Source organism: Amycolatopsis sp. M39 (assembly GCF_001651785.1).
GTDB classification, from domain to species: domain Bacteria; phylum Actinomycetota; class Actinomycetes; order Mycobacteriales; family Pseudonocardiaceae; genus Amycolatopsis; species Amycolatopsis rubida.
Window position 1 is genome coordinate 2,030 of sequence record NZ_LWSF01000036.1, and the last position, 8,563, is coordinate 10,592.

Annotated in this window: 9 protein-coding genes and 1 pseudogene; 7 read left to right on the forward strand and 3 right to left on the reverse strand. The window is 70.4% G+C overall.

Annotated features, from left to right (window positions below):
• Positions 1-122: 122 nt before the first annotated feature.
• Entirely contained in the window at positions 123-1,292 is a 1,170-nt protein-coding gene (locus A4R44_RS41730) for a Cmx/CmrA family chloramphenicol efflux MFS transporter (RefSeq protein ID WP_067594176.1), read from the forward strand.
• 50 nt (positions 1,293-1,342) lie between these two features.
• On the opposite strand, the gene fabI is transcribed toward A4R44_RS41730, so the two are convergent.
• Together fabI and fabG are read right to left on the reverse strand one after the other, a co-directional pair.
• Positions 1,343-2,110, reverse strand: a complete 768-nt coding sequence (fabI, locus tag A4R44_RS41735) for an enoyl-ACP reductase FabI (protein ID WP_067594359.1) — start codon at positions 2,108-2,110, stop codon at positions 1,343-1,345.
• A 39-nt stretch (positions 2,111-2,149) separates the two neighbouring features.
• Positions 2,150-2,854, reverse strand: a complete 705-nt coding sequence (gene fabG, locus A4R44_RS41740; protein WP_067594179.1) for a beta-ketoacyl-ACP reductase — start codon at positions 2,852-2,854, stop codon at positions 2,150-2,152.
• A gap of 167 nt (positions 2,855-3,021) precedes the next feature.
• Here fabG and A4R44_RS41745 point away from each other — a divergent pair, with 167 nt between their 5' ends.
• The 6 genes from A4R44_RS41745 to A4R44_RS41770 are packed head-to-tail and all read left to right on the forward strand — an operon-like array spanning position 3,022 to position 8,266.
• Complete coding sequence (locus A4R44_RS41745) at positions 3,022-4,344, forward strand: MFS transporter (protein WP_067594183.1); 1,323 nt, start codon at positions 3,022-3,024, stop codon at positions 4,342-4,344.
• Between the two features lie 14 nt (positions 4,345-4,358).
• The gene (locus A4R44_RS41750) at positions 4,359-5,024 is read left to right on the forward strand and encodes a response regulator transcription factor (protein ID WP_067594189.1); all 666 of its coding nucleotides are present in this window, start codon (positions 4,359-4,361) and stop codon (positions 5,022-5,024) included.
• A gap of 3 nt (positions 5,025-5,027) precedes the next feature.
• The gene (locus A4R44_RS41755; RefSeq protein ID WP_067594192.1) at positions 5,028-6,416 is read left to right on the forward strand and encodes a HAMP domain-containing sensor histidine kinase; all 1,389 of its coding nucleotides are present in this window, start codon (positions 5,028-5,030) and stop codon (positions 6,414-6,416) included.
• Entirely contained in the window at positions 6,413-7,354 is a 942-nt protein-coding gene (locus tag A4R44_RS41760; protein WP_067594195.1) for a TAXI family TRAP transporter solute-binding subunit, read from the forward strand. The genes A4R44_RS41755 and A4R44_RS41760 overlap by 4 nt, the downstream gene beginning before the upstream one ends.
• 16 nt (positions 7,355-7,370) lie before the next feature.
• A complete protein-coding gene (locus A4R44_RS41765) occupies positions 7,371-7,796 on the forward strand; it encodes a thioesterase family protein (protein WP_093576530.1) in 426 nt (141 codons plus the stop codon).
• A gap of 8 nt (positions 7,797-7,804) precedes the next feature.
• A complete protein-coding gene (locus A4R44_RS41770) occupies positions 7,805-8,266 on the forward strand; it encodes a tRNA (cytidine(34)-2'-O)-methyltransferase (protein WP_067594197.1) in 462 nt (153 codons plus the stop codon).
• Positions 8,267-8,270: 4 nt separating this feature from the next.
• On the opposite strand, the pseudogene A4R44_RS51515 reads toward A4R44_RS41770, so the two are convergent.
• Positions 8,271-8,563: pseudogene (locus A4R44_RS51515) on the reverse strand (hypothetical protein); the annotation flags it as partial.

Below are 8,563 nucleotides of genomic sequence, written 5' to 3' on the forward strand. Positions count from 1 at the left end.
TTCGGGGTGCCCCACGCCAAGACCACGGCAATGTCGCCCCCAGGCGACGAGCCGCCCCCCGACGCCACCCTCACCCGCCCCCACCCTCATTCTGTACTACCAGTTCCAGAAAGAGAGACCCCGTGCCCCCAGCCGTCTTCGTGCTCGGCCTCAGCATCTTCGCACTGGGCACCTCCGAGTTCATGATCACCGGCCTCCTCCCCGGAATGGCCACTGACCTCGGCGTAACCGTCCCCGACGCAGGCCTGCTGATCTCCGCCTTCGCCGCGGGCATGGTCGTCGGCGCCCCCTTGCTGGCAGTCGGCACGATCCGCCTCCCCCGGCGAACCACCCTGCTGGGACTCCTAGCCGTCTTCAGCACCGCACACGTCCTCGGCGCAATCTCCGGCGGCTACGCCCTCCTCTTCGCCACCCGTATCATCAGCGCGGTCGCCTGCGCCGGTTTCTGGGCCGTAGCCGCCGCGACCACGGTCAACCTCGTCCCGGAAGCCCGGCGTGGGCAAGCACTCGCGGTACTGGTCGGCGGACTCACAGTCGCAAATGTCGTAGGCGTCCCCGCAGGCACACTGCTCGGGCAGCACGCAGGCTGGCGCAGCGCCTTCTGGGCCGTGGCCGCGCTGACCGTCATCGCCGCCATCGCCGTCCTGCTGTCGGTCCCCCGCGCCACCAAGGAAACCCAAGCGCCACGGATCGCCGAAGAACTACGGGTATTCCGCCGCAGCCGGCTATGGCTCGCACTAGGTGTGATCGCGCTGCTGCAGGCAATGGTGTTCGCGACATTCAGCTACCTAGCTCCCCTGCTCGTCTCCGTAGCAGGATTGCCCGAATCCGCCGTGCCGGTGGTGCTGGCGCTCTTCGGCGGCGGCGCGGTAATCGGGATCTACGCTGGCGGCAAGCTAGCTGACAAGCACCCGTTCGCGACGCTTTACGGCAGCCTAGGCATCGCCCTAGCCGCTCTCGTCGCGCTCGCCTTCGCAACCAACCCCGTCGTAGCAGTGACCGCCGTACTCGTCCTCGGCGCCGCTGGATTCGCGGCGAACCCGGCCCTCAATGTGCGCGCGTACGCCGCAGCGGGCGGCACCTCAACCCTCGTCGGCGCGAGCACGACCTCCGCATTCAATGTCGGAAACACCGCGGGCCCCTGGCTGGGCGGCACGACGATCAGCGCCGGGATGGGCTTCTCCAGCGTGGCGTGGGTAAGCGTCGCACTCGGAGCGCTCGCGCTGGCCGCCCTCACCTTCGCGCTGCGCCTGCACCAGCGCGACATCGCGCCGAACCCAGTGGCCGTCTAAAAGAGAACGGCCCCGCGGGAGCATTCCCGCGGGGCCGTTCCACACCAAGCTCAGATGCCGAGCGCGTGCACGCCGCCGTCGACCATGATCATCGAACCGGTGGTGGCGGGCAGCCAGTCGGACAGCACGGCGCACACCGTCTTGGCGGTCGGCTCCGGGTCCGCGGAGTCCCAGCCGAGCGGCGCGCGGTCGCCCCAGCCGGCTTCGAGTTCGCCGAAGCCGGGGATGGACTTCGCGGCCATCGTCTTCATCGGGCCGGCGCTGACCAGGTTGACCCGGATGCCCTGCGGGCCCAGTTCCTTGGCCAGGTAGCGGTTCACCGACTCCAGCGCGGCCTTCGCGACGCCCATCCAGTTGTAGACCGGCCACGCGACACGCGCGTCGAAGTCCATGCCGACGATCGAGGCGCCGCGGCCGAGCAGCGGCAGCGTCGCGACGGCGAGCGCCTTGAACGAGAACGCCGAGACGTCCACCGCGACCTTCACGTCGTCGCTGGGGGCGTCCAGGAACGGCGCGCCGAGGCAGCTCTGCGGCGCGAAGCCGATCGAGTGCAGCACGCCGTCGAGGCCGTCGACGTGCTCGCGGACGCGGTCGGCGAGCGAGTCGAGGTGCTCCTGGTTGGTGACGTCCAGTTCCAGCACCGGGGCGGGCTCGGGCAGCCGCTTGGCGATGCGCTCCACCAGCGACAGCCGTCCGAAACCGGTGAGCACGACCTTCGCGCCCTCCTGCTGGGCGATGCGGGCCGCGTGGAACGCCAGCGAGGCGTCGGTGATGACGCCGGTGATCAGCAGCCGCTTGCCTTCGAGCAATCCGGGCAACACGTCCTCCAGGTCGTGGATGGTTCTTCTCGGGAAAGGTCAGTGGCCGAGGCCGAGGCCGCCGTCGACGGGCAGCACCGCGCCGTTGACGTAGCCCGCCTCGTCCGAGGACAGGTACCGCACCGCGGCGGCGATCTCGGCCGGTTCGGCGTAGCGGCCGGACGGGACGTTGGCGAGGATCTCCTTGCGCCGGTCCTCGCTCAGCGCGTCGGTCATGTCGGTGTGCACGAAACCGGGCGCGACCACGTTGGCGGTGATGTTGCGCGAGCCCAGCTCCCGTGCGAGCGAACGCGCGAAGCCGACCAGTCCCGCCTTCGAGGCGGCGTAGTTCGCCTGCCCGGCCGAGCCGGAGAGGCCCACCACGGACGAGATGAACACGAACCGGCCCCAGCGGGCGCGCAGCATGCCGCGCGAGGCCCGCTTGGCGACGCGGAACGCCCCGGTGAGGTTCGCGTTCAGCACGCGCTCGAACTGCTCTTCCGACATCCGCATGAGCAGGGTGTCGTCGGTGAGCCCGGCGTTGGACACCAGGACCTCCACCGGTCCCTGCTGCTCCTCCACGAGCTTGAACGCCGTGTCCACCTGCTCGGCGTCGGTGACGTCGGCCCGCACGCCGAAAAGCCCCTCCGGCGCGCCGGACCCGCGGTGCGTCACCGCGACCCGGTGGCCCTGCTCCGCGAGGTCGCGGGCGATCGCCAGCCCGATGCCCCGGTTGCCGCCGGTGACCAAGACCGACCGTCCCACTGCGTTCTCCTCGTCGTCTTCGCGGTTGCGCCCGCCTGAGGCTATCGGCTGCGCTGACCGGCGGCGCACCCGGCACTCCCGTCCTAAGCGACGGTAAGGAACCGCGCCTCGACCTTGCTGGTTACTGCCCGGTTGGTCACCGTGAGTCGCGACACAGGAGGTCAAGGATGACTACCCGGATCCAGGACGCCGGCTCGGCGCGGGACGAGCGGCGCGTGGTCGGCAACGTGCTGCGCGGCTCGATCGGAAATCTCGTCGAGTGGTACGACTGGTACGCCTATTCGGCGTTCACCGTCTACTTCGCGAAGGCGTTCTTCCCCGGCGGCGATGCCACGGCGCAGTTCCTCAACACCGCCGCGGTGTTCGCGGTCGGATTCCTCATGCGGCCGCTCGGCGGCTGGCTGCTCGGCCGGTTCGCCGACCGCTACGGCCGCCGTTCCGCGCTCGTGCTGTCGGTTTCGATGATGGCGTGCGGTTCGCTGCTCATCGCGGTGACGCCGGGCTACTCGGCGATCGGCATCGCGGCGCCGATCCTGCTGGTGTTTTCCCGGCTGCTGCAAGGGCTTTCGGTCGGCGGCGAGTACTCCACCTCGGCGACGTACCTGTCCGAGGTGGCCACTCCCGGCAAGCGCGGGTTCTACTCCAGCTTCCAGTACGTGACGCTCGTCGGCGGGCAGCTGCTCGCGCTGGGGCTGCAGCTGATCCTGCAGAGCGTGCTCACCGACAAGCAGATGGGCGACTGGGGCTGGCGGATCGCGTTCGTCGTCGGCGCGCTCGCGGCGGTGATCGTGATGGCGCTGCGGCGGTCGATGGACGAGTCCGAGAGCTACCAGCGGGTCACCGAAGGGGCCGAGACCGGCAAGGGCGAGCGCGGCACGCTGCGCCAGCTCGTGAAGTACCCGCGGGAGATCCTGCTCGTCGTCGGCCTGACGCTCGGCGGCACGGTCGCGTTCTACACCTACGCCACCTACACGCAGAAGTTCCTGGAGAACACCGCGCACATCCCCCGGCGCACAGTCACCGTGATCATGTTCGTCGCGCTGCTGATCTTCGCGATTTTGCAGCCGCTGGCCGGACGGCTCTCGGACCGGATCGGCCGGCGCAAGCTGCTGATGTTCTTCGGCATCGCGGGAACCTTGCTGACGGTGCCGATCATGACCCTGATGGCACGCACCAGCCAGCCGTTCCTCGCCTTCCTGCTGCTGCTCGGCGCGCTGGTGATCGTGACCGGCTACACCTCGATCAACGCGATCGTGAAGGCCGAGCTGTTCCCGACGCGGATCCGCGCGATCGGCGTCGGCCTGCCCTACGCGCTCACCGTCGCGATCTTCGGCGGGACGGCCGAGCTGATCGCCCAGGCGCTGAAGAAGGCAGGTCACGAATCGCTCTTCTTCTGGTACGTCGCGGGTTGCGTCCTCGTGTCGCTCGTCGTGTACGCGACAATGCGGGAAACTTCGCGTTCGTCCGCCCTCGAACGCGGCGAGGACTGATCGGGAGGACGGCCGTGCGCGTGCTGCTCGTGGAGGACGACATCGGGGTCGCCCGGGCACTCGCCGAAACGCTGCAGGCGCACGGCCATTCCGTCACCGCGGTCGGCCGCGGCTCGGACGCCCTCACCCGGCACCGGGACTCGGACCTGCTGCTTCTCGACCTCGGCCTGCCGGATCTCGACGGGCTGGACGTGCTGCGCAAGATCCGGCAGGTGTCTCCGGTGCCGGTCATCGTGCTGACCGCGCGCGACGACGAGCGTTCGGTCGTGCGCGCGCTGCGCTTCGGCGCGGACGACTACCTGGCGAAACCGGTGCGGATGGCGGAGTTGCTGGCCCGGATGGACGCGGTGGCGCGGCGGGCGGGCGGCTCCGCCCCCGCGCCGAAGGACCCGGTGGTGCAGATCGAGGACGTCGAGATCGATCTGGGCGCGCGCCGGGTCGTGGTCGGCGGCCGCGACATCGGGCTGACCACGAAGGAATTCGCGGTACTGGCGGTGCTCGCCGCGCGGCCCGGCACCGCGGTGAGCCGCCAGCAGCTGATGGACGAGGTGTGGGGCGACGCGTACCTCGCCGTTTCCCGCTCGCTCGACGTCCACATGACGCAGCTGCGCGCGAAACTCGACCGGCCCGGCCTGCTCACCACGATCCGCGGCTTCGGCTACCGGCTCGGCCGGAGCTGATCGGTGCGCACTCGCCTGCTGGCTGTCCTGGTCACCCTCGCGCTCGCCGTCGTGGCGGCGTTCGCGGTTCCGCTGCTGTCCGCGACCGCTGATCAACGGACCCAGCAGCTGGTGATTTCGCGCAGCAGCGACGTCGACCGCTTCGTGGTGCTCGCGCAACAGGCCGTCGATTCCGGCGACGCGACCGCGTTGAACGCCGACGCGCGGCAGTATTCGTCGTTATACAGCGAAGGCGTGCTGATCGTCGACGCGCAGCGGCAGCCGCTGGTCGAGACCGGCGGCCTGACCGGCAGTGATCCCGGCGCGCGGACCGTCATCGAGGCGACGCTGCGGAACGAGCCGGAGGCGCCGGTCGAGCGGATCCGGCCGTGGTCGGACGATCCGGTGCTGTTCGCGCGCCCGGTCGGCACCGGGACGCGGGTGTCCGGCGTGGTCCTGCTGCGTGCTTCGGTGACCGCCGCGGCGTCGGACGTCGGAGCGGCGTGGAGCGCGATCGCGGCCGGGGCGATGGTGGTCGCGGCGCTGTTCGTGTTGCTCGCGGTCCTGCTGTCGCGGTGGATGGTGCGACCGCTGGTGGAGCTGGAAACCGGCGTGCTGGCGGTCGCGGGCGGACGCCGGGCGCAGGTGCCGGAACGGTCCGGGCCGCGCGAACTGCGGTCGCTCGCGGCGTCGGTGAACCGGATGTCCGACGCGGTGGTCGAATCGGCGAACCAGCAGCAGCGGCTCGTCGCGGACACCTCGCACCAGCTGCGGAACCCGATGGCCGCGCTCCGGCTGCGGCTCGACCTGCTCGGCACCGAAGTCCGGAACCGCCCGGCTTACGAGGCCACGGTGGCGGAAGTCGAACGCCTGGAACGGATTCTCGACGGCCTGCTCGCCCTGGCCACCGCGGAAAGCACCGCGACCCGGCTGGCCGCGCGCGCCGACGACGAGCCCGCTGATCTGGCGGCCGTCGTGGCGGAACGGGTCGACGCGTGGCGGTTGTCCGCCGACGAAGCCGGCGCGACCCTCGTACCGTGCGAAGTGCATACTGAGCCGCTGCTGGTGCGCACGCCGGAAAGCGAACTGGCGCAGATTCTCGACGTCCTGCTGGACAACGCCGTCCACCACGCCGGTCAGGGAGCGACCATCACCGCCGCTTGGGAGTCCGCTCCGGACAGTGTCACGCTGATCGTCGCCGACGACGGCCCCGGTCTCCCGCCGGAGGACCTCGCCAGGGCCACCGAACGGTTCTGGCGCGCGGGCGGCGACGGCGCACCCCGCGGAACCGGTCTCGGACTGGCTATCGCCCGGGAGCAAACCCGTGCCCGGGGCGGGGTTCTGGAGCTGCGCGCGGTCGAACCGCACGGCCTGCAAGTCCGGATCACGCTGCCCGCGGCGGTGACGCCGTGACGGTCGCCCGCCGCGCCGCGATCCTCGGCGGCCTCGCCCTGACACTCGCCGCCTGCGCCGACGCCTACCGCGGCCCGGACCGGAAGATCACCATCGCCTCCGGCGAATCCGGCGGCTTCTACCTGGCCTTCGCCGAAGTCCTGGCCGCCGAGCTGTCGCGCGCGGAACCGCGGCTGCACTGCAGTGCGCTCCCCACCGAGGCGAGCGTCGAGAACGTGCAACGCGTCCAGGACGGAACGGCCGACTTCGGCCTGGCGCTCGCCGACGTGGCGCAATCCGCGAGCACCGGCGGCCCGCCGTTCGGGAAACCCGTTCCGCTGCAAGCACTCGGCCGCGTCTACGAGAACTACCTCCAGCTGGTCGTCCGCGCCGAGGACCAGCTCACCGACCTGCGCTCACTGGCCGGACGCCCGATCTCGGTCGGCGCGAGCCGCTCCGGCGCCGCGCAATTGGGCGAACGGGTCTTCGCCGCGAGCGGCATCCCGGTCCAAGCCCAGCACCTGCCGCTGAACGACGCGGTCGCCGCCCTGCACGACCGCCGGATCGACGCGTTCCTCTGGTCCGGCGGCATCCCGACGCCCGCCCTCGCCGACCTCAACCGCACGACGCCGCTCTCGCTCATCCCGCTGACGTCGGTGCTCCCCCAGCTGCGGAAGGCGTACGGGCCGCTGTACGAGCAGGTGCAGGTGCCCGCCGGGGCTTATCGCGGGGTTGGCGCGCTCGGCACGATCGGGGTGGCGAATCTGCTGGTCTGCTCGCCTAAACTGCCCTTCGACGTCGCCGCGGCGGTGGTCCGGGTGCTTGCGGGGCGTGCTGCCGAACTCGTGCCTGCGCAGGCGGTCGGGACGCAGTTCCTGGACGTGCGGACGCTCATCGGCACCCAGCCGGTGCCCCTGCATCGCGGCGCGGCCGACACCTACCGCGCACTCCACGGCTGATCGCTAGATTGGTCAGGTGACCGAACGCCGCCCTCTCGCCGAAATGCCCCTGCGTGTGCGCTACCACGAATGCGACGCCCAAGGCATCGTCTTCAACGCGCACTACCTGGCCTACGCGGACATGGCGGCGTTCGAGGTGGAAAGAGCGCTCTTCGGTTCGCACGACGCGCTGCTAGCCACCGGGGTCGACGTGGTGGTCGCCGAGTCGAACCTGCGGTATTTCGCGCCGTGCCGCTTCGACGACGAGCTGGTGGTCTCGGTGTATCTGGCGCACCTGGGCACCACGTCGATGCAGTTCGAGCTGGAGGTCCGCCGCGGCGACACGGTGACGACCGAGATCCGGCTGCGGTACGTGTTCGTCGACACCGAGAGCTACCGCAAAGCGGAACCGCCGCCGGAAGTGCGCGCGGCTTACGCGAAGTACCTTCCCGGGGCGGCGTGAGGCGTCCCGTGTTCCGAGTGTTGTTCTACCGCCCCGAAATCCCGCCCAACACCGGCAACGCGATCCGGCTGGCCGCGAACACCGGATGCGAGCTGCACCTGGTCGAACCGCTGGGGTTCACCTTGGAGGACAAGCAGCTCCGCCGCGCCGGGCTCGATTACCACGACCTCGCACGGGTCCACGTGCATGCCGATCTGGCCGCGGCGTGGGAGGCCTTGCTGCCGTCGAAGGTGTATGCGTTCAGTGCCGCGGCGACCCGGCTGTACGCGGATGTTTCCTACGCGCCAGGGGATGTGCTGATGTTCGGGCCGGAGTCGGCCGGGCTGCCGGACGAGGTCCAGCACGCGCCGGAGGTCACCGACCGGCTGCGGCTGCCGATGCTGCCCAACAACCGGTCGCTGAACCTGGCGAACACCGCCGCCATCGCCGTCTACGAGGGCTGGCGGCAGAACGGCTTCGCCGCGCCGTGAACGACTACGGCAGTCTCTGGCCGAACAGGAGCGCGGTGGCGGCTCCGGCCATGAGGATGATCGTCCCCAGCACCACCCACGGCTTGCTCGCGTCGGCGTTCTTCAGCTCGTACCCGATCTGCTCCCCCAGGTCGGCGTAGACGCGTTTCAGCTCGTCCGCGCTCGCCGCCTTGTAGAACTCTCCCCCGGACAGCCGGGCGATCTCGTGCAGGGATTCGTCGTCCACGCGGACGTCCTGCTGCTTGCCCTCGATGTCGACCGACCCGTGCTCGGTGCCGAACGAGATCGACGAGATCG

Coding starts and splice junctions, on each gene's coding strand:
- A4R44_RS41745 (WP_067594183.1), top strand. CDS start 3,022: ATGACTACCCGGATCCAGGACGCCGGCTCGGCGCGGGACGAGCGGCGC.